Origin of the sequence: Halorhabdus tiamatea SARL4B (genome assembly GCF_000470655.1) — an archaeon.
Taxonomy (GTDB): Archaea; Halobacteriota; Halobacteria; order Halobacteriales; family Haloarculaceae; genus Halorhabdus; species Halorhabdus tiamatea.
The window spans coordinates 2,650,062-2,675,157 of record NC_021921.1; the positions used below are offsets into that span (position 1 = coordinate 2,650,062).

General features: G+C 60.8%; 20 protein-coding genes and 4 pseudogenes. 13 read left to right on the forward strand and 11 right to left on the reverse strand.

Translation table 11 applies throughout. The annotated features are described in order from the left end of the window. Nucleotides 1–35 precede the first annotated feature (35 nt). The 6 genes and pseudogenes from HTIA_RS13060 to HTIA_RS17475 all read right to left on the reverse strand — a co-directional run. The gene (locus HTIA_RS13060) at nt 36–1,022 is read right to left on the reverse strand and encodes a transcription initiation factor IIB (protein WP_008526733.1); all 987 of its coding nucleotides are present in this window, start codon (nt 1,020–1,022) and stop codon (nt 36–38) included. Between the two features lie 164 nt (nt 1,023–1,186). After that, complete coding sequence (locus HTIA_RS13065) at nt 1,187–1,471, reverse strand: DUF357 domain-containing protein (RefSeq protein WP_008526731.1); 285 nt, start codon at nt 1,469–1,471, stop codon at nt 1,187–1,189. 53 nt (nt 1,472–1,524) lie between these two features. Then, nucleotides 1,525–2,160, reverse strand: coding sequence for an AmmeMemoRadiSam system protein A (amrA, locus tag HTIA_RS13070; RefSeq protein WP_008526728.1), 636 nt, complete (start codon nt 2,158–2,160; stop codon nt 1,525–1,527). A gap of 102 nt (nt 2,161–2,262) precedes the next feature. Continuing rightward, complete coding sequence (locus HTIA_RS13075) at nt 2,263–4,014, reverse strand: MutS-related protein (protein ID WP_008526726.1); 1,752 nt, start codon at nt 4,012–4,014, stop codon at nt 2,263–2,265. A gap of 81 nt (nt 4,015–4,095) precedes the next feature. After that, nucleotides 4,096–4,347, reverse strand: a pseudogene (locus HTIA_RS17470) (type II toxin-antitoxin system HicA family toxin). After that, nucleotides 4,348–4,470: pseudogene (locus tag HTIA_RS17475) on the reverse strand (type II toxin-antitoxin system HicB family antitoxin); the annotation flags it as partial. A gap of 109 nt (nt 4,471–4,579) precedes the next feature. Here HTIA_RS17475 and HTIA_RS13085 point away from each other — a divergent pair. Continuing rightward, a complete protein-coding gene (locus tag HTIA_RS13085; protein WP_008526322.1) occupies nt 4,580–5,188 on the forward strand; it encodes a hypothetical protein in 609 nt (202 codons plus the stop codon). A 23-nt stretch (nt 5,189–5,211) separates the two neighbouring features. Here HTIA_RS13085 and HTIA_RS13090 read toward each other — a convergent pair whose 3' ends face one another. After that, nucleotides 5,212–8,043 (reverse strand): DEAD/DEAH box helicase, encoded by a 2,832-nt coding sequence (locus HTIA_RS13090; RefSeq protein WP_008526324.1) that lies wholly within the window; start codon nt 8,041–8,043, stop codon nt 5,212–5,214. A 136-nt stretch (nt 8,044–8,179) separates the two neighbouring features. Between HTIA_RS13090 and HTIA_RS13095 the strand changes: the two genes are divergently transcribed. Both HTIA_RS13095 and HTIA_RS17480 read left to right on the forward strand, forming a co-directional pair. After that, nucleotides 8,180–8,950 carry a creatininase family protein gene (locus tag HTIA_RS13095; RefSeq protein ID WP_008526326.1) on the forward strand — a complete coding sequence of 257 codons (771 nt, stop codon included), beginning with the start codon at nt 8,180–8,182 and terminating at the stop codon, nt 8,948–8,950. 230 nt (nt 8,951–9,180) lie between these two features. Further along, nucleotides 9,181–9,321, forward strand: a pseudogene (locus HTIA_RS17480) (MgtC/SapB family protein); the annotation flags it as partial. Between the two features lie 21 nt (nt 9,322–9,342). On the opposite strand, the gene HTIA_RS13100 reads toward HTIA_RS17480, so the two are convergent. The 3 genes from HTIA_RS13100 to HTIA_RS13110 are packed head-to-tail and all read right to left on the reverse strand — an operon-like array spanning nt 9,343 to nt 13,057. After that, nucleotides 9,343–10,116 (reverse strand): metallophosphoesterase, encoded by a 774-nt coding sequence (locus tag HTIA_RS13100; protein ID WP_008526328.1) that lies wholly within the window; start codon nt 10,114–10,116, stop codon nt 9,343–9,345. Then, the gene (locus HTIA_RS13105) at nt 10,116–11,789 is read right to left on the reverse strand and encodes a hypothetical protein (protein WP_008526330.1); all 1,674 of its coding nucleotides are present in this window, start codon (nt 11,787–11,789) and stop codon (nt 10,116–10,118) included. The genes HTIA_RS13100 and HTIA_RS13105 overlap by 1 nt, the downstream gene beginning before the upstream one ends. Beyond that, complete coding sequence (locus HTIA_RS13110; protein ID WP_008526332.1) at nt 11,786–13,057, reverse strand: Single-stranded DNA binding protein; 1,272 nt, start codon at nt 13,055–13,057, stop codon at nt 11,786–11,788. Before HTIA_RS13110 ends, HTIA_RS13105 begins: the two co-directional genes overlap by 4 nt. 109 nt (nt 13,058–13,166) lie before the next feature. Here HTIA_RS13110 and HTIA_RS13115 point away from each other — a divergent pair, with 109 nt between their 5' ends. After that, nucleotides 13,167–13,829 (forward strand): 2,5-diamino-6-(ribosylamino)-4(3H)-pyrimidinone 5'-phosphate reductase, encoded by a 663-nt coding sequence (locus HTIA_RS13115; protein WP_008526334.1) that lies wholly within the window; start codon nt 13,167–13,169, stop codon nt 13,827–13,829. A gap of 28 nt (nt 13,830–13,857) precedes the next feature. On the opposite strand, the gene HTIA_RS13120 is transcribed toward HTIA_RS13115, so the two are convergent. Then, nucleotides 13,858–14,151 (reverse strand): DUF7545 family protein, encoded by a 294-nt coding sequence (locus tag HTIA_RS13120; protein ID WP_008526723.1) that lies wholly within the window; start codon nt 14,149–14,151, stop codon nt 13,858–13,860. Between the two features lie 129 nt (nt 14,152–14,280). Between HTIA_RS13120 and HTIA_RS13125 the strand changes: the two genes are divergently transcribed. From HTIA_RS13125 to aglJ, 9 genes and pseudogenes are all read left to right on the forward strand, one after another. Next, on the forward strand, nt 14,281–14,607 hold the full coding sequence (locus HTIA_RS13125; RefSeq protein WP_008526336.1) for a 4Fe-4S dicluster domain-containing protein: 327 nt from the start codon (nt 14,281–14,283) through the stop codon (nt 14,605–14,607). Between the two features lie 74 nt (nt 14,608–14,681). Further along, a complete protein-coding gene (aglG, locus tag HTIA_RS13130; protein WP_008526338.1) occupies nt 14,682–15,641 on the forward strand; it encodes a glucosyl-dolichyl phosphate glucuronosyltransferase in 960 nt (319 codons plus the stop codon). A gap of 13 nt (nt 15,642–15,654) precedes the next feature. Further along, nucleotides 15,655–16,776: a glycosyltransferase gene (locus HTIA_RS13135; protein ID WP_008526339.1), complete on the forward strand. Its 1,122-nt coding sequence runs from the start codon at nt 15,655–15,657 to the stop codon at nt 16,774–16,776. A gap of 204 nt (nt 16,777–16,980) precedes the next feature. Beyond that, nucleotides 16,981–18,153: pseudogene (locus tag HTIA_RS13140) on the forward strand (ISH3 family transposase). 387 nt (nt 18,154–18,540) lie between these two features. Beyond that, nucleotides 18,541–19,755 carry a glycosyltransferase gene (locus HTIA_RS15980; protein WP_008525514.1) on the forward strand — a complete coding sequence of 405 codons (1,215 nt, stop codon included), beginning with the start codon at nt 18,541–18,543 and terminating at the stop codon, nt 19,753–19,755. Between the two features lie 84 nt (nt 19,756–19,839). After that, the gene (locus HTIA_RS13145) at nt 19,840–20,982 is read left to right on the forward strand and encodes a glycosyltransferase family 4 protein (RefSeq protein ID WP_020936453.1); all 1,143 of its coding nucleotides are present in this window, start codon (nt 19,840–19,842) and stop codon (nt 20,980–20,982) included. Nucleotides 20,983–21,288: 306 nt separating this feature from the next. Next, a complete protein-coding gene (locus tag HTIA_RS15985; protein WP_008525510.1) occupies nt 21,289–22,455 on the forward strand; it encodes a glycosyltransferase family 4 protein in 1,167 nt (388 codons plus the stop codon). An 81-nt stretch (nt 22,456–22,536) separates the two neighbouring features. Further along, on the forward strand, nt 22,537–24,081 hold the full coding sequence (locus HTIA_RS13155) for a flippase (RefSeq protein ID WP_008525508.1): 1,545 nt from the start codon (nt 22,537–22,539) through the stop codon (nt 24,079–24,081). A gap of 49 nt (nt 24,082–24,130) precedes the next feature. Beyond that, nucleotides 24,131–25,078 (forward strand): S-layer glycoprotein N-glycosyltransferase AglJ, encoded by a 948-nt coding sequence (gene aglJ / locus HTIA_RS13160; RefSeq protein WP_008525507.1) that lies wholly within the window; start codon nt 24,131–24,133, stop codon nt 25,076–25,078. Nucleotides 25,079–25,096 lie beyond the last annotated feature (18 nt).

Here is a 25,096-nt window from a genome sequence, read left to right on the forward strand (position 1 = left end):
CCGTTAGTTAAGGCTCTTGTGGGAGGCCGTCCAGCTTACGCTACCTGCTGGCTACCGGCCGATTTAGCCTCGAGGAGTTCCTTGTAGCGGTTGCGGATCGTGACCTCCGAGATGTTCGCGACCTCCGAGACTTCGCCCTGCGTGATCCGCTCGTTGCTGAGGAGCGCGGCCGCGTAGATCGCGGCGGCGGCGATTCCGACGGGGCTCTTCCCGCTGAGAACGCCCTCTTTCCGCGCTGACTCGATCAGTTCGCGGGCCTGCCGGGAGACCTCCTCGCTCAGGTCCAGATCGGAGACGAACCGCGGGACGTAGCTCTCGGGGTCGGCCGGCTTGACTTCGAGGTTGAGCTCTCGGACGACGTATCGATACGTCCGCGTGAGTTCCATCCGGTCAATCCGGGAGACACGTTCGATCTCGTCTAAGCTGCGTGGGTTGCCGGCCTGCCGTGCGGCAGCGTATAGCGACGCGGTGGCGACACCTTCGATGGAGCGCCCCGGCAGGAGGTCCTCGTCGAGGGCGCGGCGATAGATGACGCTTGCTGTCTCGCGGACGTTCTCGGGCAGCCCGAGCGCACTCGCCATCCGGTCGATCTCGCCTAAGGCCTGCTTGAGGTTGCGTTCCTTCGAATCGCGCGTGCGGAATCGCTCGTTCCAGGTGCGCAAGCGCTGCATCTTCTCGCGCTGACGGCTGGACAGCGAGTTGCCGTAGGCGTCCTTGTTCTGCCAGCCGATGTTCGTCGAGAGGCCCTTGTCGTGCATCATGTTCGTCGTCGGTGCACCGACGCGGGACTTCTTGTCTTTTTCCGCGGAATCGAAGGCTCGCCACTCTGGGCCGGGGTCGATCTCGTCTTCCTCGACGACGAGTCCGCACTCCGAACACACGGTCTCGCCGCGTTCCGAGTCCGTTACCAGGTCGCCGCCACACTCCGGACAGACTTCCGTCTCGTCGTGGTCGAACTGTTCGTCCGCGGTGCGTTCGCCAGTCTGCTCTGCCGTTCGAGATTGTATTGTGGATTCACTCATGATGAGGGATGGTCGGGCACCAGCGAGAGACAAATATTAAAGCGCTGATTTACCCTTCGTGAGATGAAGTAAGTGTCGAGAGTATTTAAACATTTGCCCAATGCTTATAACTATGCGGTTCCATGGCACTCGTTTCCATAGTTCTCGATCATTCAGAGATTGACTCACACCGTAAAGAGGTGTCCCTCCTGGGGAACGTCGAAGAGTCCAATCCGCGCGCCGGCGTCGAGCCAGGCGTGGCCATAGGAGAAGGCCGCGAGGGCGTTGACGAGGTCGTCCTCGGCCCGGAAGTGGCGGCCGTCTTCGAGGTACGATCGAGCCATTTCTCGGAACTCCGCGGCAGCGTCTCCGAGCGGCGTTCCCTCAGGTGGTCGGACCGTCGCCGTTTCGAGAGCTTCGCTCAACAGTCGCTCGTAGCGGTCGGTCTTCTCGGCGAGATCGGCTGGCATGGAGCAGTGTTCGCCCGGTCGGTTCCTCAGTCTGTCGGCTCCCCGCAGCTGGCTCAGTCCGAGGGCTCGGTTTCAGACTCGACGCCCGTATAATCATCGACAGTAATCCGTCCGTGAGGCGACTCCTCGGCAAACACCTGTGCGGAGAAGCGCTTGACGGTCGTTTCCGCCTGCTTCCAGGCGTCCGGCGGCAGTCCAGCCTTTCGAGCGGTTTCCCCGAGGAACTGCTCGGCCGTCCACTCCCGATCCGCGGCGACCTGGGGGAGCAGGAGTCCGCTCTGTCGCCCCCTCGTGAGGATCAAGCCGTCGCGACCCACGACGATGTCCCCCGGGCCGACGCCCGAAAGGGATTCCGGCGGCGTCAACACACTCATTGAGACGGTGATCGAATCGAGTTCGTCCGGCGAGACTGGCGGGAACCGTGGGTCTCCCGTCGCCGCTTCAGTCGCTGCGGCTTCGAGAGCGTCCGAAAGCGGTTGGTCGGGCAGCGGACGGCCAATACAGCCCCGCAACTCGCCGTCCGTCTTCAGCGTGACGAACGCGCCACGCTCCTCGCCGAGAACCGATAGCTCGGGGGTCTCTGGTGGCGACTCGTCAGTTACGATAGCCTCGACGACCGCCCGGGCGTATGCAAGGAGTCGCTTCCCAGTTTCGCTGTCGAGACCGGGGTAGTTCTCGCCCGTAGTCATCAACAGAACTGTGGGAGTCGAATGCCCTACGCTACGTCCCCAAACATCGTGGGCCTTTAGGCAGGGCGAGGCCGGCTGACAGAGTCCACCTCGCCGAAGACGTCAGCCGGACCACTCGGCGTCCGAGAGCGTCCGCTGGACGGCCTGCTCGCCGACAGCGGCGGCGAGCGTCTCGAACCCGCCACGCTCGCGCCGGTCGTCGGCGTCGGCCACGAGTCGCGAAACGATGAACTCCGGCGTCGAGCGCCCGACAGTCCCGAAGCGGGGCTGGTAATCGACTTCAAGTTCGAGGTCCGTCGTCAACCCTTCGGCGAAGATGCCGTCGGTCCGGGCCGTCGCCGGCAGGGGTTCGAGGTCGTCGGCCAGGTGCGTGACGAAGACGCCGAGCGCCGGCTGGTCGACGGTCAGCGTCACCAGTCCGTGCAGCAAATCAGCGGCGCTGCCGGGTTCGGTGATCGCTTCGAACTCGTCGACCAGCATCAACGTTCGGCCCTCGTCGGTCAGCGGCGGGACGACCGTCCGGAGGGTCGATTCGAGCACGCCCGCGTTGAAACTCGCGTGCCGGCGGTGGAAGACGACGGCGTCGACGACGCCGACCTCGGCGGCGTCGGCCGGCACGGGCAGTCCCATCTGTGCGAGCAACTGGACCTGCGCGAGTGTTTCGAGCAATGTCGTTTTCCCGCCACTGTTGGCCCCCGTCAGGACCGCGACGCGATCTCCCCGCGGCGGTTCGTTCCCGTCAGGCACGGACAGCGAGTGGTCGCCGATCCCGTAGGTTACCGGCTGGACAGGGTGGTCTGCACCGACCAGTTCGAGGTTGCGGGCGTTTTCGACGGCGAGGACGCGGCCCTTGCGATACGTGGGTGCGGTGAGGTCGAAGGCGCGAGCGAACCGGGCCAGCGAGACGTCCCGCGCGATATCGTCGACGATCTCGACGGCGGCGTCGACATCCTCGCGGGCGAGTTCCAGACTGGCTTCGAGGCGCTCGCTGACGTCGGCCTCGCGTTCGGCGACGGCCTCGCGTCGGCCCGTCGCGAGGGTGCGAAGCGTCTCGGACACGAAGTCGGTCACGTCCGGCGCGTCGGCGACTATCGCCTCCCTGACGGCCCCGACGTCGACGCCGGTCTCGCCGACGACGTGATCGACGAATCGCTCGCGGAACTCCTCGCCGCCTCGGACGCCAGCGTCGCGGATCGTGGCGATCACCGACTCGGCGTCGGCGGCCATGTCCTCGATCGCGCCGAGTTGGGTTCGGAGGTCGTCGAGACGGTCGTCGGCACCCGTCGCGACGCCGTCCGCCTCGAGCGCGGCGAGCGCATCGGCCGCGGCGTCGAGCTGTTCGACGTCGAGGTCCGCGAGCGGCGCGAAGACACCTTCCGTGACGCCGGCCTCCCGCAGTGCCAGGGCGGTCCGAACGCCGGCGAGGTCGCCGCCCGCGACGCTGTCGTAGGCCTCGAAGGCCTCAGTGATGCTCTCCCGGGTCGCCTCGTCGAGTTCGTCCCAGACAGCCACGGCATCCATGACGGTTTCCAGTCGCGATTCCATCGCAGCCTGCGAGTCGAGGGGTGTGAGAAGGCGAATGCTATCGGCGGCGTGGCGGGTCACGGCGTAGTCACTCGCCAGGTCGAGCACCGACTTGTACACCGACCGTGCGTCGCGGGTCGAAAGCACGTCCATCGCGCCGCCCTGGGCCCGGCGGAGGATCCGCGTCGCCCGCCCGCGGCTCAGCCCGGCCTCGGTCAGCGTTCGGAGATCGCCGGATTCGACGGCTTCGATCGCGGCTTCGACACCGATCGACTCGGCGAGGAGGTCACGGGTCTTCGGCCCGACGCCCCAGTAGTCCTCCAGATCCATGATTCCATGCTCTCCCGGGGATGCTTAAGGTGTTACTCCTTGAGGGGGCACACAACCTGATTCGACGGCACAGAGTCTAGGTTACACATTGTCGTCAACCCAGTTGCAGAACGCGTCAAAATCGTTCGCGCCAGCGCTCTCAGCGATCTCCTGAAGCGTTCCTGTCCGGAGTTCGCCGTCCAACGGGACGGTGACGCGTCGACGATCGTCCTCGTTCGTCGGATGTTGCTAATACAGCTGCGCGTGGTCACCGACCGTCCGACGCCACTCGAATCCGCCAGTATTGACGAGCACTTTGATGACGTCCATCCCCGAAAAGGTCCGTCGCCCCATTTATTCGAGCACGTCCGGCGGGGTTTCGTTTCCGGTCACATTGTCGGCCGGATCGATTCCCAGTTCCCGTAACTCTTCGGTGGTCGGTTCGTGTCCGACCTCACCGGTCTGCAGTGCGATTGCTTTCGCATAAATAGTTGATCACGCGGTGTCTTTGAGAGACACTGGAAACGGACGTGCCGCTCAGTCTCCAGCCGGCAGGATAAAATACCTCGCCTGACAACCCCGACCGATGAGCGCACCCGAAGACGGGACGTGCCCGCGATGCGAAACGCCGCTCGGGGGCGCGGATGAGTGTCCCAGTTGCGGGCTGACGATCCGGACCGCTGAGGACGGACTCACCTCGGCGGCGGCCGATGCGATCGTCGGGCGCACGCTGTCGAATGCGTCGGCTCGTCGACGACCGTCCGGCCGGAGGCTTCCGTATCCGTTCAGGCTGGCGACGGCACTGGCGATCAGCGTCCCGTTCGCGCCGCTGTCGTCGTTCGCGCTGACGAGTCTCATTCCGGCCCATCCGATCATCGTGATTCTCGTCGGCGTCCTGTCGTGGATGGCTCCGGCCGCCGCGCTAGCGCGGACGACTGTCCCCTCGTTGATCGTCGGCCGGGGATTGCTCGTTCTGGGCGCGGTCGTCGCCGTGACGCCGCTGGTCGTCGCCGCTGGCCGAGCAGTGATCGGCAGCGCCGCGGCGGTCGACCCACCTATCGAGTCCTCACAGACGGTGTACGGGTCGTTTCTGGCATTTGGGGTACTAATCTTGCTTGCTGGCGTTGCCGTCTCGCGAGTCGCCGGTCGGAAGCGGGACACCTGGCAGGACGCCAGCCCCCGCCATCGAGAGTGATTTCAGCCGGGAACCGCCAGCTGTCACTCCCAGAACGATCGCGTCCGGGCGTACTCGCGTTCCCGGGCGAGGATGTCCCGGTAGAAGTCGTCCTCGTTCTCCCGGAGTTTGTTGATGATGCGGGCCGCGTTCGTCGGCCCGACGCCGCGCCCTGCCAGCGCAATGATGGCCTGCTTGCCGTGGCTCTGGACGAGATCGGCGGCCTGGTGGGCGCGCTTCGTCCGGCGCTCCTGCTCGTCGTCTTTCTCGTCGGCCTTGACTGCGGTGACGGTCTCCTCGTCCCAGGGGTTCAGCGCCGCGATCCGGGTCGATCCGCACTCCGGACACTGTGGCTGATCGCGCACTCGTTTGACCGGCTTGGTGGTTTTGTAGGCCTCGCAGTGGACACAGAACAGGATGACGCGATCCGCCTGGATCCGCTCTTTCAGCGTTTGGATTACGCTCGCGTCGGCGTTCTCGGGGGCGAGGAGTTCCTTGCTGCCCGAGCGACCGCCGCGCCCGATCGCCGTCCGGCCGCCGACGGTTTCGAGGGCAACCTCGCCCGACTGAATTTCCCGAAGTAACTCGCTCGTCCGGCCGATGTCGAGTTTTTCGTGGATCAACTCCCGGAGAGCTTCGTCGTAGATCGGCGTCCCCTCGAGTGCTTCGAGCAGTCGATCCCGTCCGAAGCGGTTGCTCCCCCGACCGCGCCAGTTCTTGAGCGCGCCGAACTTGGTGGCGACCTGCGCGAGTCGGAACTTCAGCGCGTCGGCGTTCTTCAGACTGAGTTCGATCAACCCCTTGACGTGGGCGGGATCAGTCGACTTCAAGACGTCCACGACGTCGCCGGCAGTCACGTTCCGGGGCACTTCCAGGGAGATCCGGTAGGGATCGACGTCAAGGCCGACCGACGAACCCGTCCGCTGGCCGAGCAGCGCCGAGAGGAGTCGACCGAGTGTCTCGTTGACCATGTGGCCGAAGGCGGCGTTGAGGACGACGTCCCGTCCCTCGAACTCGACGACGATCCGATTCGGGCCGGGCACCGGTCCCTCGTGGTACTCGATCTGTTCGAGCGCGGAGCGGATCGTCGCCTCGTCGGCATCATATCTTCCAGCGAGGTGTCGGGCGACGCTTTCGGGGTCGCCACCGGCGCGGAGTTGGTCGGCGGCGATCTCCCGGATCTCGGCGACCTCCTGGGCCACGTCGTAAGGGACGGGGATCTCCTGGCCGGTCCAGGACGGCACTTCACCGGCGGGATCGCCGACCGGCGTGACGTGGACCGTCTCGTCGTCCTCGTCGATCTCGGTGATGCGCCACATCTCGCCACCCTGGATGAACACCTCCCCCGGCGCGGCGAAGTTCACGACGAAGCGTTCGTCCAGCGTCCCGACCTGCCGGCCGCTCGTGCCGTCGGCGACGTCGTAGGTCGCCTCGTCGGGGATCATCGAGAGGTTGTGATAGAAGTACTGCCAGGTGCCCCGCCGCTTGCTGAGTTCGTCGGCGTCTTCCTCGAGCCAGACGACGCGGTTGTCGGCGAGTTCCCGCACGATCTCCCGGAAGACTGCCTCGGAGATGTCGCCAAAGGGGTACGCCCGCGTGACGATCTCGTAGGCGCGGCGGGCGTCGGCCTCCCCCAGATCCATGACGACGCCCGCGATCTGGTTGGCGACGGTGTCCCGGCTCCCGTGGTGGATCGCGGCCGGTTCGACCTCGCCGGCCCGGGCCATGCGGGCGATCGCAAGCGCCTCGAAGGTTTCATCGGGGCTCGTGGTGACGATCGTCCCCGCGGACGTTCGATCCCGCCGATGGCCTGCCCGCCCGACGCGCTGGAGCAGCCGGGAGACCTGTCGGGGGCTGTTGTACTGGACGACGTGATCGACCCGCCCGACGTCGATCCCGAGTTCCATCGACGAGGTACACAGCAGCGCGTCCAGATCGCCGTCCTTGAACGCGTCCTCGACCTCGACGCGGGCGTCCGAAGCGAGCGAGCCGTGGTGGATGCCGACGTCCGTGCCGTACTCCTTGAGCCGCGAGCCCAGCGCCTCCGCAGTCTGTCGCGTGTTGACGAACACCAGCGTCGACTCGTGGGTGTCGATCAGTTCGTCGATTTTCCTGACGTGGCTGGCGACCTCGGCATCGGTGACGATCTCGCCGGCGACGTTCTCGTCGCGCTCCTCGATCGAGGGGCGGACGACGTCGATCTCGATGTCGCTACCGGCGTCGATCTCGACGATCGAACACCCGCGATCGCCCGTGAGAAACCGCCCGACTTCTGCGGGATCGCCGACGGTCGCCGAGAGCCCGATCCGCTGGAACGGGCCGGCGAGTTCCCGGAGGCGTTCGAGGCCGACGGTCAGCTGTGCGCCGCGCTTGGCGGCCGCGAGTTCGTGGACTTCGTCGACGACGACGTGGGCGACGTCCGCGAGTCCCTCCCGGAGTTTCTCGCCGGTCAGGATCGCCTGGAGGGTCTCGGGCGTCGTGACGAGGACGTCCGGTGGGTTCTCGGCCTGCTGCTGGCGGCGATACTGGGTGGTGTCGCCGTGGCGGACGTCGATCTCGAGGTCGAGCGTCTCGCCCCACCACTCCAGACGATCCCGCATATCGCGATTCAGCGCCCGCAGCGGGGTGACGTACAGCGCGGCGATCCCGTCGGGCGGATTTCCCTCGATAGCGTCGAAGACCGGCAACATTGCGGTCTCGGTCTTGCCGCTGCCGGTGGGGGCGATCACCAGGGCGTCCGTCCCGTCGGCGATGGGCGGGATCGCGCGGCGCTGTGGCTCGGTCGGCGTCGTGAAGCCCCGATCGGACAGCGCCGACCGGACCGCGTCGCCGAGGTGGGAGAAGACGGCGTCACCCTTGCGCGTCGCCTCGCTCATTGGGCGCTAATTGGGCGCTGAGCCGATTAAACGCGTTGGAAGGTGTGTCCACAGGTGGCAATCCCGTGAGACAGGGGGTATCGGCTGAACACGCCTCCGGGGACACGTTCTTGCCTACCAAACTCATGGAGAACCTATGTACCTCGCCGACGCCGCGTGGCCGGATCTCGAGTCGTACTTCGAGTCGGAGTCGATCGCACTCGTCCCGCTGGGGTCGACCGAGCAACACGGCCCCCACTTGCCGGAAGGCACGGATCACCTCATCGCCGAGGCGTTCGCCCGCGAGGCCGCCGACCAGACCGGATTCCTCCGGACGCCGCCGGTCCGGATCGGCGTCAGCCCACACCACCAGCAGTTCCCGGGGACGATGTCCGTCGATCCGCCCGCCTTCCGCGACTACGTCGAGAGCTTTACCCGAAGTCTCACCACCCACGGCATCGATCGCGTGATCTACGTCAACGCCCACGGTGGCAACGTGGACCACCTCCGGGAGGTCGGCCGACGAGTCCGCGAGGACGGGACCGCGTTTGCGGTCGAGTGGATGTGGGACGAGAGCATTCCCGAACAGGTGAACGACGCCTTCGAACACAACGGTCCCCACGGCGGTCCCAAGGAGACCGCCCTTATCCAGCACCTCCATCCCGATCTCGTCCACGAGGACCGCCTCGAAGACGCACGCGATACCGGCCTAGTCGAAGTGAGCCAGGACGTGGGCCGCGTCCACGGGGCTCGCACGTTCTACGACTCGATCGAGAACAGTGAAAACGGGGTCTTCGGGGACCAGACCGAGGCGACCGCCGAGATCGGCGCGCAACTGTTCGACGCGGCCAGCGACGAACTCGTCGCACTCGCCGAGTGGCTGGACGAGCAACCGTTCGAGGATCTCATGCCGAGGGATCACGTGTAAACCAGATCGTAGGCGGCGGTCATCTCGATCGGGGCATTCTGCCGTCTGGGACGGTTTGATACCGCAGAACACCACCATCGAATGCAGAAATCCATATTTCGGAAATCTGCATTTCGGAAATCTGTATTTCAGAAATTTAGATTTCTTTATCGACTTCCACACCTAGTGGTTTGATACCAACTCACGCGAAACGACTAGACGATGATCGACCCGTCAACCGCGCCGTCGAGGTGATCGGTCGCCTCGCGCTGTCGTTCGGGATCGGCGCGCTCGTCGGCCTGGAACGCGAGCAGAGCGAGTCCGGCGGGACCTTCGCCGGGAGTCGGATGTTCCCGCTGATCGCGCTCTATGGAGCCCTCGTGGCCGGCTTCGTTGTGGTTTCGTCCCGCTGCTCAAATTCGTCCGTACGGCCCGAGTCGCGTCCCATCCAGCAAATAGGCCGTCCCGTCCGCGAGCCCATCCGGTAAAAAGGGCGCGAGGAACGACTGCCCCTCGACGTTGATCCAGGTGCCCCCGGAGAGGTCGTTGAACGCCGGGAAGACGACGAGTTCGCCGTCGATCTGCCCACGGGCGTCGTCCGTCTGGTCGCCGTCGCCGTAGTGGTCCTCGAACGGCGCGGGGTCGATCGCTCCGCGGAGCCAGACGCGTTCCTTCCGTCGGCCGCCGACCTCGTCTTCGAGCCGGACGACGGGGTGTTCGTGGCCGATGCAGACCGTCTCGGCGGCGAGGACGTCCGGCGCAGGCCAGGTGTGGCCGTGGGCGAATCCGACCGATCCCAGACGAACGCCCGACCCGTCGGTAATCGTCACGTCTTCGCGATCGGCAAGGAGGGACTCGATTTCGCCGTCGTGGTTGCCCTTCACGAGCGTGAGCGAGACACGATCAGTGATCGCCGAAACGAGGCGATCGAGTTCCTCGCGTTCGTCCCGCTGTGGCGTCCCGATAGCGTGGCCCAGATCGCCCAGGACCACTAGCTGATCGGGATTCGTCTCGGCCACCAGCGAGAGCAACGTCTCGCGTCGATGGTCGGCCTGCGAGGCGAGTTCGACCCCCTCGCGACGCAATCCGGCTTCGATGCCGGCGTGGACGTCCGCGACCACAAGGGCACGGCCAGCCGGAACCTCGACGGTCGCCGCAGGCGCGCTGGGGACCGGTTCGACCGCCATCAGATCGACTTGAGCCGGCCGTCGCTGGGCTCGTAACACCGGCCGTTCATCAATGCCTCCTGGATCGCGTCCTCGACCGCATCGGCGTCGACGCCGTGGGTGTCCTGGACGCGGTCGATGACCGCCTCGCGGTCGGCCCCGTCGCCGTCGTCGAGGGTGGCCATCGCGTCCATCGCTGCGTCCTCGATGTCGACGTCTGCCGGCTCCTCAGGACCGTCGTCAGTCTCGGCCTCGGACTGGTCTGCCGGCGTTGGCTCCCCAGCCGACTCCGTCTCTGTCTCGGCCTCGGTCGACGTCTCCGCTGCCGGTTCGGCGGCTCCGGACGCCGTCGCCCCCGTGTCCGCGGACACCGCGGCGTCCTCGGTTTCTGCGCCCGATTCGATCGGATCCTCGGGCGTCTCGATACCGGCTTCGCCCGGCTCGTCGACCTCGGTGCCGGACGTGAACTCGGTCCCGAACTCGTCTTTGATCTGCTCGCGTTCCTCCTCGTCGAGTTCGAACTCGCCATCGAAGTCTTCGAGGTCGGTGCTGTCCTCACCTGGCTCGTCGGTCGAGGGTACCGTCTGTGCTTCTGCGGCGTCGGTGCTGGTCTCGCTCCCCACGTCACCGGTCTCGGTGGCAGATTCGGCTTCAGCGGTCCCGTCGCTGTCGGCTTCGTCGCCCTCGAGTGGGTCACTCTCTGTCGACACCCCAGCTGTGGACGCAGACGCGCTCTCTTCAGTGGTCGCCGTTGGGTCACTTTCCTCTGTCGTCGGGGCGGTGTCGTCGGTCGATTGCGACTCGTCAGTTGTCGACGTCGACTCGTCGGTCGTCGCTGTCCCCGCTTCGGCCGTAGGCGTTGTCTCGCTCTCCGTCGCCGGACCCTCGACCGATTCGCCCCGATCGCCGGCTGTCCCCTCCGGTTCGCTGACCGATGCCGTCTCGGCAAGCACTGCCAGATCGGCGTCGCCCCCCTCGTCGGGGGACAGCGACAGCGATTCGACCTCGTCGCGCTCGTCCGCGACGACTTCGAGCGCCGACGTGGCGAGGGTTCGCAACGCCGCCAGGTATCCCGGTGTCGTCCCGTAGTGCTCTACGGCGAGCGGAACCCCGGCTGCAAGTCCCGGTTCGACACCTCGCTCGTCCAAGGCGGCCCGGAGTTCGTCGCCGCGGACGTCCAGCTCCATCGCCGTCGCCATCGTCCCGACGCGTTCGAGCGTCGCCTCGGCGGCCCCGACCGTCCAGCGATCCCGGGTCACCTCGTCGACCTCGTTGAGACTCTCCGGACGGATCGAGGTGTAGACGATGTCGCTATCATCGGGCTGGAAGGTCCGGGCCTTACCGGTCACGGCGACGTAAGCCGGCGGCTCGGCGCGTTCGAGGAACGTCTGGGCGTCGGGCTGGTACTGGCCGGCGTAGACCACGAACGTCCCCGTCGGATCGGCGATGCGCGCCCGGAGGACGTCCTCGCCGGCCGGGCTGACCTCCGTCAGGACGCCGACGGCGAACAGGCGATTGACACGCGCGCCGGTCGGCGTCACGACGTAGTTGGGTGCGCGATCGGCGTCGCTTTCGGAGTAATCGAAGTCGCTGTCGTCGAATTCGGCCGCGAACACCCGATAGGCGACTTCGCGCCGCCCCGGACTGTCGTCCCCGCCGTCGTCAGCATCGCCGTCATTGTTCTCGGCGCTCATGCGTCCACCTCCGCGAGGATCTCGCGGGCACGATCGGCGGGGTCGTCATCGCGGGCAGCGAATTCGGTGGCGTTGAGCGTCGCGCCGAAGTCATCGACGCTCAACGATCCACGGACGCGGAACGCCCGACCGACGATGGCTTCCCGGATCGCGTCAGTCACCACGTCGCGGTCCATCGCGTCACGGGCGTGTTCCCGGGCGTCCTCCAGTCCGCCGCCGTAGACCGCCGCAGTCAGTTCCTCGTCGAGGACAGCGGTGACGGTCCCCGTCCCGTCGTCGACGATCGCCTTCGTCCGGAGGTCGTCCTCGCCCTCGACTGCGCCGTGGCTCCGACACTGGCCGTTCTGGACGACCCGACCACATTCGGGACAGCGCTCGATGAGTCCCGAGCCGTCCCGGACGGCGATCGCCGTGCCGGTCACCTCCACGTCGAACAGACCGCCGCCCTCGACGGCCTCGCGGATGGCCATTCGGGGGGCGTCGTCGGTTGCCTCGACCGTCCGGTCGAGTGCCGTGACGGTCGAGAACTCGGAGACGTTGATCGCCGGCGCGCCGCGGAACTCCCTGACGAAGGCGTCCTCGATCCGGATCGACGCCCCTTCCTCGATCTCGGCGTGTGGGTCCCAGTCGGTAAAGGGGAGTCGAGCGGTCTCGTCGGCGAGGACGCCGCTCAGGATCTCGGTCTCGCCGTCGCGGCCGTCGATGATCTTGCGTTCGCGTTCGAGCACCGCCACCTCGGCGTTGACGCCCCGGTCTCCCGGTGCGAGCTCCGCGAGCGTGCGGTCGCCGCCGATCTCGTCGGAGACGTCGATCGCGTCGTCGCTGAGGCGGACGGTCGTGCGCTCGCCGAGGTTCAGTTCGGGCTCGCCGTCCCACTCACGGACGCCAGCGTTCTCGATCCGGACGACGTCGCCGGGCTCGACGCCGAAGTCCTCCCAGGCAGTGTAGGAGATTTTGCCCGTTCCGTCGGCGAACTCCCCCTCGTGGATGACGTGATCGGACCCCTGATATCTGATCGAGCGGGTGCCGACCGTCAGGAAGACGCCGGTCACGGAGACGGCGTCGTCGTCAGTCGAGACGTCGACGACGTCGGCTTCGGGGATCGAGCCGCCACCGTCGTCGGTGTCGCCGTACTTCCGGCGCAAACTCTGCACTGCTTCCTCCAGCGGAACGCTGTAGGAGACGAGATTCTCCAGGTCTTCTTTGACCTCCGCTTTGTCGACACCGAGGTCGGAGGCGAGCTCCTCGGCTCTGTCTTCGACGGACATAGTCGTCCGTTCGACCGCAGCGGGTAAAAAGACACCCGTCGGTTGCCGTGACCGTTTTCGGCCCCGGGCTGGCGAAAGTGACTTTTCGTTCCCACGAGAAACACGGACGATGCACGTCGTCGTCAACGCCGCGATGAGCGCGGACGGCAAACTCTCGACCCGGGAGCGCGAGCCGATCGCGATCAGCGGCGGGACGGACTTCGATCGCGTCGACGGACTCCGGGCCGACAGCGACGCCGTCATGGTCGGCGTCGGGACTGTGCTGGCTGACGACCCCTCGCTCACGGTCGACGATCCCGACCGGATCGCCGCCAGACGCGGCCGGGGGAAATCACCACAGCCCGCCCGCGTCGTTGCTGACTCCCGCGCCCGGACACCGCCTGACGCCCGCGTGCTCGACGACGAGGCCGAGACGTACCTGCTGGTGGGTGAACGCACTGCCTCGGAGAAGGTCGAGCGCCTCGATCGTGCCGGAGCGACGGTGATCGCCACTGGCCAGGCACGCGTCGATCTGCCTGCGGGCCTCGACGCACTCGAGTCACGCGGGATCGACCGACTCATGGTCGAGGGTGGCGGCGAACTCATCTTCTCGCTGTTCGATGCGGGGCTCGTCGACGAACTCTCGGTGTTCGTCGGGCCGATGGTCATCGGCGGACGTGACGCGCCGACGCTCGCCGACGGCGACGGGTTCCTCGAGGAGTTCCCGGACCTCGAACTGATCGGCGTCGAGAGAATGGACGGCGGCGTCCTGTTGCAGTGGGACGTCGCCTGAGAACAGTGGGAGGATTCAGCACAGCGCTTCAGTGGCTGTGTTCGATCAGGTCCTCGTATCGCGTGCCGAAGCGCTCCTCGAAGCGGTCCATCGTCGCGGCCTCGATCGCCTCGAGTTGCTCGTCCGGTTCGCCCTGGCCGTGATGGACGGCGGAGTGCACGCGCTGGGCGAACCCGAACATCGCGATGTCGGCGACGACAGTGGGCGTCGACTCGTCGCCCTCCGTCAGCAGGTCGATCAGGTCGACCGGAATCTCCATCTCGTCGGTCGCGTCGTCGGTTTCGAGCGTTACCGTCGTCGTCTCCAGATCTTCGGCTGCCATGGCACGTCGTTCGGCGACCCGACTTAAGCCTCTATCGGGACGGAGGCTTGGCTGTCAGAGTCGCTTCGACTCCCACTCGGGTTGCCCGCTGACGTGGATTTATGCCACTGCCCGTCCGTACACCATAGCATGCCAATCGATCCGGACTTCGCCCACAATCGCGACGTCGTCGACGAACACGAGGGCCACGACGTCTGGGGCCCCGTCGAGGAACCGGAGACGCTCGGCATCCACGGGACGCACGTCGCCGTCGACTTCGACATCTGCCTGGCGGATGGCGCGTGTCTGGAGGACTGCCCGGTCGATGTCTTCGAGTGGGTCGAGACCCCCGGCCATCCGGAAAGCGAGCGCAAGGCCGACCCGGCCAACGAGTCGTCGTGCATCGACTGTATGCTCTGTGTCGACGTCTGCCCGGTCGACGCGATCGACGTCAACCCCGCGCGGGCCGAAGAGTGACCGGTGCTCACTCGCAGTCGTTGCCCTCCCTGTGAACGGAAACGGTTTTCCTGAGCGCTCCCGCACGTCTCGACATGCGCGTCTCCGTCGTCCTCTGTACGCACACGCTCGACCGCTACGACGACTTCACCGAGGCGGTCGACAGCGTCCGCGCTCAGACGTACGACGACGTCGAACTCGTCCTCGTCAGCGACGGTAGCGATGCGGTCTTCGAACAGTTCCGCACTGACTTCGGCGAGGACGACGACGCGACGTTGGTGAAGCTTGCGGAGAACCGAGGCTTGCTCGAAGCCCGCAATGCCGGTGCCGAGGCGGCCTCGGGTGACGTCGTCGCGTTCCTCGACGACGACGCGATCGCCGCGCCCGACTGGATCGAACGTCTCGTCGCAGCCTACGAGGAGCGGGACGCACTCGCCGTTGGCGGGAAGATGACTCCGGAGTGGGTGGCGGGCAAGCCTTCTTTCCTCCCGGAGGAGTTCTACTGGCTCGTCGGCGTGACCCATCGTGGATTTGGACCCGACGGCGATATGGATGCAGCGGGGGAGGTGCGGAACACCTTCGGATCGAATATTTCGTTTCGCCGAGACGTTTTTCTGGATCTCGACGGGTTCGATCCTCGGGTAGGTGGGCGAAAAGGGGATGCGAATCTCCAGGCCGAAGAACCGGAACTGGGATCGCGATTGCAGGCGCACTACGGCGAAGGTGTCTGGTACGTCCCCGACGCCGAAGTCGCCCACAAGGTCTTCGAGTACCGGACCAGGCTGTGGTGGCTACTCGATCGCGCGTTCTGGCAAGGCTATTCGAAACGCGCGATGGAAGTACTGGTCGAAGACGACGGTGGCGAGGAAGGAGCCTTTCTTGGGGCACTGATTAAGGAATTTGTTCCCTCTCGGCTGTCCGGGCTGTTCAGGGAACCATCGCGTGAGAGGGGGATGCAATTTCTGATGTTGTTTGTGTTGACCTCTGTAGTCGGGACTGGATATCTCTATGGGATGAAGAGGTATCGCTCACGACAGACTTTTTGTCTCTGCTAGTCCGGATGAACGTATGGACAAGGGCTCGCTTGATGGTCTCGATATCGCTGTCGCTCATTGGCATGTCAATGCTTGGGGCGGGGCAGAGTACCTGGTTACGAAGCTTGCAGACTCAGTCAACGTAGATACGGTATATACACTTGGTGAGCCCGATCCAGACCATACTAATCCCTATGGTGAGATTGAATTTTATGACGTTACGCCAAGTCTTGATTACTCGATTGTTCGTCGACTTCAGCAACAAGCAGGTCGCCTCTGGGAATACGCTCAATGGGAAGATGTAGATTGGCGTGATTTTGGCAATCCGGATGTCTTAATCACGTCAGGTGCAACGACGCGGGCGATCATCACACCTGACGACACTTTACATATCAACTACTGTCATTCACCGCCTCGGTGGTTTTACGATCTTTACCACGACCGCAAGGACGGCCTCATGGGACAGTTGGCTCGCCCACTTATCCGTTATCTTCGGATGCGAGATATAACAATCGACTCTCGAGTTGATCACTATTTTGTTAATAGCCCCATCATCGAACGACGCCTTTGGAAGTTCTACAAACGGGAGTCGGAAGTGTTGTACCCACCACTCAATCTCGAACGGTACCGCAACGACGGCGATGACCGGTTTTTTCTCCATCTTGGCCGTCTAGACGAGGAGAAAGGCGTCCCAGCAGTCGTCAAGGCCTTCGAAAGCCTGGACGAGCAGCTAGTAATGGCCGGTGGTGAGGGCGATATCGATGAGTCTGTCAGAAAGCGAATTGACCGCGCAGCGACTATCGACTATCGCGGATTCGTCGACGACGAGGAGAAATACAACCTACTCGCGAGGTGTACCGCTGTCGTGTTCAACGGGCGCAACGAAGACTTCGGCATCGTCCCTGTTGAGGCGAACGCTAGCGGGAAGTTCGTTCTAGCACGTGATGAAGGATTCCCCAGTGTGTTCGTTGAGGACGGCGTGAACGGCTATCTTCATGACGGAACGGCCAACGGAATTCAGTCTGTGGTAGAGGCGTATGAGTTCCGAAATGACATAGATAAACCATTTCTTTCGGAGTTCACCGAATCGACGTTCCGGAATCGTCTCAAGAATCACCTTATCGAGTGGAACACGTCGTTTAGGGAGCGCATCTAGAATGGTTCGGATTGGTGTCATCAATGCACGGGTCGGAGTTGTCAAGAGCGGCGGAACCGAAACATTCCTCCGCGAGATGCTGTAGAGGTTAAGTCACCGCCCGATATCATCTGTTAATATGGCATATGGTCGGTACTTCCCAACCGGCGTAATCGGTGCAATTGAATCGCCGAGTTAACCACGAGAAAGTGTCTGGATCTAGATGTGTTCAAAATCCTCGATCCAGACGGGTACCTTTCGGCATCGGACGTCAAAGATGTAGCGGAAGAAGTCATTGCTCCACTCCCGTTGCCGGGTGTCGAGGGGAGCCCCCTCGACCCCGGCGACATCTGGCTCGTCGTCATCTTGGCCTGCGTCAATCAGACCTCGATTTGGGAAACCTGCAACGATACCAACGGAACGCCGTCTGACGACACCGTCTTCACATGGCTCCATTCCCTTGACCGGGACTGGCTTGAGTTCGTCGCTAACCTCCTACTTAGACGGCTCGCTATGACGATTCTCGACCGATCAGGGTCGAGAATCGTCTCCATCGACTTCATTGACAATCCCTACCATGGCGAGCACTACGCCGACGAAGGCGAACTCTGCTCGATGGCCCCCAAGGACGGGACAACTACCTGCTACCGCTATTGCACGGCATACGTCGTCTCCAAGGAGAAGCCGGTGACGTTGGCGATGACCTATGTCCGCAGCGACGAAGACGAGGCCGACGCGGTCGAGCGCGTGCTCGCCCGCGTCGAGAACTACCCCTTCGAGATCGACCTTCTGCTTGCCGACAGCGGCTTCTACAACGAACGCGTCATCCGCCGTGCTCGTGATATCGCCACAACGGTCGTCCACGTGCCCAAGAAAGGTGAGCGGATGAAGGACAAACTCGACGTCCACAAGTCGTACATGACGACCTATCGCATGTACAAGGACAGCGAGCGGGAACTGCGCTTCCCGCTCGCGGTCGCTGTCTCCTACCAGAACGGTGATCGCGGCAAACACGGTGAAGTTGTTCGGGGCTACGTCGCGTGCGGCGCTACTGATCGCTCGGCCAAGCAGGTCGAACGCCTCTACAGGAAGCGGTCAGGCATCGAAACAACCTACCGCTTGCTGCGGGAAGCACGCGGGATCACGACGACGCGTGATCCCGTCGTGCGGTTTGCGATCATGTTGGTGGCAGCACTGCTGGAGAACCTGTGGCTGGTACTGCGGTGGGCGGTCGTCGCCCACCCGCGGCGGGGCGGGCGCGACCTGCCCGATGAGTTCACGTTCAAGACGTTCCGTGACTGAATTCGGCACGAGCTCGAAGAGGAGTTACGCCGGCGGTGGAAGATCAAAGCGAATGGGGTTGGTGTGCCGGCGTCACAGTCAACGGCCGCGGGCTGACCAGGGTCAGCCCACGGCCCGTCACTGAGTGGTGAGCGACAGTTGTCGGCAGAGATTGTCGAAGTCCAGGTGAGCTCGTCTGTCCGGAGCGGTGAACTGGACTTGTCTCGATCTACGCCACGGCAGCAGCCGAGACTGATCGCCAAATTATACAGAAAGTGATTGTTTCGTGGCGCTCAGGCAGCACTCTCTCGGCTCGTTCGGGAAGTAACGAGTGTGGGTGGTTTGTCCAATTATTATAGGAGGATCTTAAATATCTGACTCACTCAAATGTCTCATTCCAATTTTGAGTGATAAAAATGACAATATATTTCTGATATTTACGTTTGAAAGTATTGATGATAGAAAAAGGAGACATTTTTGTATACGGAACAAGAAAACAAGATGATGAAGATTGCATTTGTTGTGGGGAATTTTCCTAAAAATTCTGAAACATTTGTTTTAAATCAAATAACTGGATTACTCAATAGAGGTCACGAAGTAGATATATTCGCTCGTTATAAGCCTTCAGAAGAACGTATTCATGAAGAGGTAAGCGAGTATGGTCTAAAACAACGTACAACATATTCTAATATACCAGACAATATTCTATTACGTCTATTATTTAGTCCTGTTCAGGCGTTACGAGCACCCGCTAGCAGGTTACGACCGATGTTTGAATCTCTTAAGGTTCACACCTACGGAAGAGATGCACTTTCACTCCAGGCGTTCTATATGACATCAAGTTTTAATCCTTCTAATTATGAAATTACTTACGCCCATTTCGGACCGAATGGAAACATTGGTTCAATATTCATACGCAGTGGTTTTAATACTAATTTAGTGACAATGTTCCACGGCAACGACATTCGAATGGCTCTTAATAGAAACAAACAAATGTATGAACCAGCTTTTAAAGAGAGCAATTTACTTCTTACGAATTCAGAGTTTAATCGGAAAAACCTGATTCAACTTGGGGCCGATCCTGACAAAATAGATATTCAACCTATCGCTATTGATACTGATCGCTTCCACTGCCCTAGCGAAAGAGACCAAACAAATACTGGAAAGATCAAAATTACGACGATTGGTCGCTTAGTCGAAGAAAAAGGTCATGAATTCGCAATTAATGCCGTTTCTAGAATAAATAGCAGAACAAATAAAAACATTGAGTATCATATCGTTGGTTCCGGTCCTTTGAAAGCCGATTTACAACGTCAAACCCGACGACTCAATGTAGAAAAATCGGTTGTCTTTTGTGGACAACGTAGTCGCTCGGAAGTAATTAGAAAATTATGTCATTCCGACATTTTTCTTTTGCCAAGCATTGATGAGGGATTCGGAACCGTTCTTTTAGAAGCCCAGTCGACGAAGATTCCGATTGTAGCGAGTCGAACTGGTGGGATTCCAGAAGCAGTTAGTACTGATTCTTCTGTACTCATTGAACCTCAAAATTCTAGAGTAATAGCAGATGAAATTGTTGAACTTATTCAAAACCCATCTCGGCGCAAAGCAATGGGTGAGGCCGGACGGAAGTTTGTGATCAATAACTATACTATAGACGTAGCCAATGACCTTTTACAGTCGCGATTTAAGAGGATCCTTCATGAGGATACTTCTTGACCGCACATAGATGTTATTCTTTTCATAAAAGTATAAAATAGCTATACCCACAGTATTAGAACAACGGGGTCTGGTAGTACATACATGCATGTTGGGATTATCACACCGCGATATCCACCAAACACAAAAGGAGGTGGAGAAGTTAGCACAGAATTACTTGCGAAAAAACTTGCCGATTCGGATCGAATTTCATCTGTGGCGGTAATGTCATTTGATGGGGATGGAACCGAAACAAGAGACGGGATCACAATACAACGACTTGGATCTATCTCGAATGTCCTCACGGAGTGGCAGAACCTCCGTGCGTATCCCAAGTTGCGAAACCGTGTCGATGAGTTCGACCTGATCCACGCCTACAATATGGAGTTGCACCCGATCGTGGGAGCGTTATCCGGACGCACGAAGCCAGCGACGGTGGGGACCTTAAATTCTTATCACTTCTTTCCGCGGTCGGTGACAATGGATTCACCCGGACCACTTGAGTGGCTATATGAAATGATCGGTCACCCGACGACAGGCAGGTTATTAGAGTATTTTGTACGACAAATGGACGCCCATATCGCGATAAGTGAGGCAGTGCGTGATCTGTACGTCGAATTTGGGTACTCTTCAGAGAAGATCAAGGTCGTTCCCAACATGATCGATCCGGCGTTCGAAGTCCGGCGTGACATAGGAACCGACGACAAAGACGGCACGACAGAGGTACTCTATGTTGGCGAATTGTCGGTGCAAAAAGGGGTCCGATTTCTAATCGACGCGATCGCCGCGCTCCCGTCGGCCTACCGGGCGACGATAGTTGGTGACGGTGACCAACGTACCACACTGGAGCAGCAGGTTAGAGCGCTGGGCGTCGAAAATCGGGTGACATTTCAGGGGCAAGTCCCCTACGAGGAGGTTTCGTCGAAGTATGGCCTTGCTGACGTGTTCGTTCATCCCGGAATCTGGCCCGAACCGTTCGGCCGGACAATCCTCGAAGCGATGCAGGCAGGGCTACCCGTAGTCTGTACCGATATCGGCGGCCCTGCCGACATCGTTCGGAACCCAGAACTACGCTGTGAGCCAGGAGATCACGAGGCATTGGCGGCCTCGATCCGCTACGCTAGTGAGAACGGAGCAACGATCGGTGAGCGAAACCAAAGGTATGTCGAAAACGAGTACTCGCCAGCGACCGTCGTCTCAGAGATAATCGATCTGTATGAGCGACTCTTGGATGGGGAGAGAGTTTGACCCGAAATGCCGTCCACTGCGAGTCATGATTGTGTCTCGTCTGTTGGTACGAAGGTGCAGAAGCCGTCCTGAAACACAGCGACAACAGACACGACGGAGACGGGTATTCAGCCATATCAGAAAAACATAAACGTAAACTATTATGTCTACCAACCCACCTATGATGGTCGACAGAGACAACGACAGTGCGGGTACCCTCGGCGGAATATCCACTCGTCGAATGAATTTGACGCTGGTACGCTCCGGTTTGAGCGCCGGAATCCAAGGTCGTGGGAGGATCTACCGCCAGACGCCCGTACTCGGATCATGAATTCAGTCCTCTTCGGGCCGTCAGAGTATCGATTCGGTGACGAAGGGTACGCACGATCGTACAACTACCTGAGATCTTTGCCGGACAATGTGTCGATCGATGCTGTCGTCCACGAGACATCCGACGAGTACACCTTCCGGAACGCCTCGCTGTTACCGATAGAAGGAGAAAGCCGGCTCCGATATAAATACGCCGCGGGCCGGCGGATCAAAGAAATTGTCGACGAGTATGATGTTTTTCATTACCCATATATGAATTTTCCCGACTACGAGCCGATTATTCGCGCCGTTGCACGACGCGACATCCCTGTCGTCGTTGGGCCATGCGAGGCTGGTCACGATGTCCCCCCAGGGGCATTTCAAGATTATGTCGAGAGCATCGTAGGGAACAATGTTCCTAGGGCAGTCAGCGACGTGGGCTACAGCTTTTTCCAGAGTGTCAAGCCACTACTTGATCCGATTCGTGAGTGGTTATTTAAGTGGTCTTTAGCTGGCGCTGATACAATTGTCGCGGTCAACGAAGCCACAAAACAGGTCTACCAGCAGTATGTCGACGGCGACATCGATGTCATCCCCTATGGCGTTCACTTGGATAAATGCGAATACGCGAACCGAGCGGATACCAAAGAAATTCTTTCGGTGGGAAATCTCATTGCCAGAAAGGGATATCGGTATGTCCTCCGAGCAATGCCGGAAGTCTTATCGAAAATCCCAGACGCCCACTTTCACCTCGTCGGCACCGGGCCTCGCAGAGAGTTCCTCCAGGAACTTGCAGTAGATCTCAATATCGAATCGTCGTTCACGATCCACGAGTACCTCCCGCGAGACGAGTTCCAGAAGCGGTTTCGGAGCGCACAGGTGTTCGTACATCCGTCCCTCTCGGAAGGGTACTCCCATATCCGACTCGAAGCAATGGCAAGTGGCTGTCCGGTCGTCGGGACCGACGTCCGAGGTGCTCACGAGATGATCCGTGACGGCGTCGACGGCTATGTTGTCGAGCGGGAGTCGATGTCAGCACTGATCGAGCCGCTTTGTAAAATACTGTCCAACCCGGATCAAGCCAAAGAATTGGGACAGAACGCTCGCGAACGGATTGAACAGCGCCATGACTGGAACGATATCGCTTCTCAGTACATCTCGCTATATGAGCAGGTTCGCAAGTGACGCGTTCGGCTATCGACTACGTGAGCGCCAATCGACGCAGATCGGGACAATGAACTATTGGTAGATCCGATTGGCGAACGAATGAGTGACGATACCTCGCCTATTTCCAGAATCTCGACGCTCTTCAAGGGGGGTAGCATCGCCGCTATCGGCGTCGTGGTTGAATTAGGTATCTCCTTTTTCGCGAAAGTCGTCCTTGCACGGTGGCTCGGGAAAGTTGAGTACGGGGCAGTGTCACTGGGGATCATGTTGATGGCCATGACGTCGACGATCGTCCTGTTGGGACTCCCGTCCGGTATTGGCCGATTTCTTCCACGATACGACGACAGGGCACACCGACGAGGTATCCTCCTCACGGGCTTTAGTATCGTCTTGCCCTTTTCCATCGTCGTCGGCGGTATACTGGTCCTCTTCGCGCCAACGATCGCAACGACAGTGTTTGACAACCCCTCAACCGGTCCGATCCTGCGAGTCTTTGGGTTGATCATCCCGCTTGCGGCAACGATGAAGTTCACGATTGGGGTCGTCCGAGGGATGCAACACACAGTCCCGAAGGTGTATATCCAGAACCTCTCGTTGCCGATTGCCCGTTTCGCAGGGATCGGCGTCGCGATCGCGTTCGGGTTCGGAACAGTGGGGGTCGCCTGGGCATACGCCGTATCCTATGCAGTAGCAGTGACGACAGGAATATACTATTTGTGGCGACATACGTCACTGTTCGAGTTCGGGACTGAGTACACCACGGACTATCGGAACCTGTTGGCATTCTCGTTCCCTCTGTTAATCATGTCAGCGATGTCACTAATATTTAAGGATATTGATATATTTTTTCTTGGATACTACCAGTCGGCCGGTAATGTAGGAATCTACAACGTTGTTTACCCTATTGCACAGCTCCTACTGGTAGCAGTCACTTCTTTTGGATTCATTTTCATGCCAGTTCTCTCAGAACTCCACAGCGAAGGAAAGATAGACGAGATGGCACGCCTCTATGAGGTCGTCACCAAGTGGGTCTTCATGTCAACACTCCCTCTATTTCTTGTGTTTGTCCTGTTCCCTGATCTATCACTGGAGATTACTTTCGGCGGCGAATACCGCCCCGGTGCGCCGGCACTCGTAATTCTCGGATTGGGTTTTATTACACATACTGCAGCGGGACCGAACATGGATCTGCTGACTTCAATTGGCCGCACTCGACTCATCATGTACGACAATAGCGTCGTTGCAGCGGTTAATCTCGCGTTAAACATTGTATTAATTCCGCGTTACTCCTTTATTGGGGCTGCAGTCGCGACTGCTGTCGCATATGCGCTACTGAATCTTTTGTATACGTATCAGCTCTACCGCATAGCCAAGATCCAACCGTTGACTCCGGCAATGATCAAGCCAACAGTCATCGCCGTTGGACTTATCGGAATGATATATGTTATTGCGAAAATATTTGTCCCACTGAATCTCGTAACGCTTCCTCTTCTGTTTGGAGTTTTCGTTACTGTTTATGGGATTTCCATCCTACGGTTCGGCGGTATCGAGTCTGAGGAAGTCCAGCTCGTGTTGCGTTTTGAGGACCGTTTCGGTGTCGATCTCGGACCGATAAAAGTAATCGCGAACTGGTTCATTTCTTGAACGAATAGGTCCGCACATGTTTTAGGGGGCGGGAAAGAATCATAGTAAAATGCCAACCCGCGACGACGTCTGCGTCCTCATCCCTACTTACAACGAGGCGGCGGCCATCGGCGAGGTCATCGACGGCTTCCACGACCAGGATCTCCAGAACGTCCTCGTCATCGACGGTGGCTCCGACGACGACACCCAGCAGATCTCCGCCGACCACGGCGCACGCGTCGTCGAACAATCAGGCAGCGGCAAGGGCCAGGCCGTCCGGGAGGCTTTCGAGCACATCGACGCGCCTTACGTCCTCATGGTGGACGGCGACGGCACCTATCGCCCGGAAGACGCCCACGCACTCCTCGAGCCACTCCTCTCAGACGAGGCCGACCACGTCATCGGCAACCGCTTCGCCGACATGGAATCGGGCGCGATGACGCGACTCAACCGCGTCGGTAACCGCCTCATCAATCGGGCGTTCGAGACGATTCACGGCCGGAACTTCGTTGACATCCTCTCGGGGTATCGCGCGATGACTCGCGAGTCGATCGAGCGCTTCGACCTCTCTTCGGAGGGCTTCGGCATCGAAACCGAACTCTCCGTCGAGTGCGTCAAACACAACGTCACGACCGAGATCGTCCCGATCCGCTACGAGAGCCGGCCCGACGAGACAGAGACCAACTTGCGCCCGTTCCGCGACGGCGGAATCATCCTCCTGACGCTGTACCGGATGGCCAAGACGAACAACCCCCTGTTCTACTTCGGGAGCGTCGGGATCGCGAGCTTACTCGCCGGTGGTGGACTCGGGACGTACGTCGGCGTCGAGTGGTTCACGCGCGGGATCTCCCACAACGTCCTCGCGATGGTCGGGGGCATCGCGATCGTCTTCGGCGTCCAGTTGCTCATGTTCGGGACGCTCTCGGACATGGTGCTCAAACTCCATCGCGAACAGATGCACCGCCTCGATCAGGTCCTCGACGACGATCGCGACCGGGACGAGAGATCGCGCGAGTGACGGCGAAAACGGGGTCGA

Excerpts from the sequence above, each read along its gene's own strand:
- HTIA_RS13065 (WP_008526731.1), bottom strand. The coding sequence starts at position 1,471 with ATGCCAGCCGATCTCGCCGAGAAGACCGACCGCTACGAGCGACTGTTG.
- aglJ (WP_008525507.1), top strand. The coding sequence starts at position 24,131 with ATGCCAACCCGCGACGACGTCTGCGTCCTCATCCCTACTTACAACGAG.
- HTIA_RS13115 (WP_008526334.1), top strand. The coding sequence starts at position 13,167 with ATGCACGTCGTCGTCAACGCCGCGATGAGCGCGGACGGCAAACTCTCG.
- HTIA_RS13120 (WP_008526723.1), bottom strand. The coding sequence starts at position 14,151 with ATGGCAGCCGAAGATCTGGAGACGACGACGGTAACGCTCGAAACCGAC.
- HTIA_RS13125 (WP_008526336.1), top strand. The coding sequence starts at position 14,281 with ATGCCAATCGATCCGGACTTCGCCCACAATCGCGACGTCGTCGACGAA.
- HTIA_RS13100 (WP_008526328.1), bottom strand. The coding sequence starts at position 10,116 with ATGGCGGTCGAACCGGTCCCCAGCGCGCCTGCGGCGACCGTCGAGGTT.
- HTIA_RS13075 (WP_008526726.1), bottom strand. The coding sequence starts at position 4,014 with ATGGATCTGGAGGACTACTGGGGCGTCGGGCCGAAGACCCGTGACCTC.
- HTIA_RS13060 (WP_008526733.1), bottom strand. The coding sequence starts at position 1,022 with ATGAGTGAATCCACAATACAATCTCGAACGGCAGAGCAGACTGGCGAA.
- HTIA_RS13085 (WP_008526322.1), top strand. The coding sequence starts at position 4,580 with ATGAGCGCACCCGAAGACGGGACGTGCCCGCGATGCGAAACGCCGCTC.
- amrA (WP_008526728.1), bottom strand. The coding sequence starts at position 2,160 with ATGACTACGGGCGAGAACTACCCCGGTCTCGACAGCGAAACTGGGAAG.
- HTIA_RS13155 (WP_008525508.1), top strand. The coding sequence starts at position 22,537 with ATGAGTGACGATACCTCGCCTATTTCCAGAATCTCGACGCTCTTCAAG.
- aglG (WP_008526338.1), top strand. The coding sequence starts at position 14,682 with ATGCGCGTCTCCGTCGTCCTCTGTACGCACACGCTCGACCGCTACGAC.
- HTIA_RS15985 (WP_008525510.1), top strand. The coding sequence starts at position 21,289 with ATGAATTCAGTCCTCTTCGGGCCGTCAGAGTATCGATTCGGTGACGAA.
- HTIA_RS13145 (WP_020936453.1), top strand. The coding sequence starts at position 19,840 with ATGCATGTTGGGATTATCACACCGCGATATCCACCAAACACAAAAGGA.
- HTIA_RS13095 (WP_008526326.1), top strand. The coding sequence starts at position 8,180 with ATGTACCTCGCCGACGCCGCGTGGCCGGATCTCGAGTCGTACTTCGAG.
- HTIA_RS13105 (WP_008526330.1), bottom strand. The coding sequence starts at position 11,789 with ATGAGCGCCGAGAACAATGACGGCGATGCTGACGACGGCGGGGACGAC.
- HTIA_RS13090 (WP_008526324.1), bottom strand. The coding sequence starts at position 8,043 with ATGAGCGAGGCGACGCGCAAGGGTGACGCCGTCTTCTCCCACCTCGGC.
- HTIA_RS15980 (WP_008525514.1), top strand. The coding sequence starts at position 18,541 with ATGAAGATTGCATTTGTTGTGGGGAATTTTCCTAAAAATTCTGAAACA.
- HTIA_RS13110 (WP_008526332.1), bottom strand. The coding sequence starts at position 13,057 with ATGTCCGTCGAAGACAGAGCCGAGGAGCTCGCCTCCGACCTCGGTGTC.
- HTIA_RS13135 (WP_008526339.1), top strand. The coding sequence starts at position 15,655 with ATGGACAAGGGCTCGCTTGATGGTCTCGATATCGCTGTCGCTCATTGG.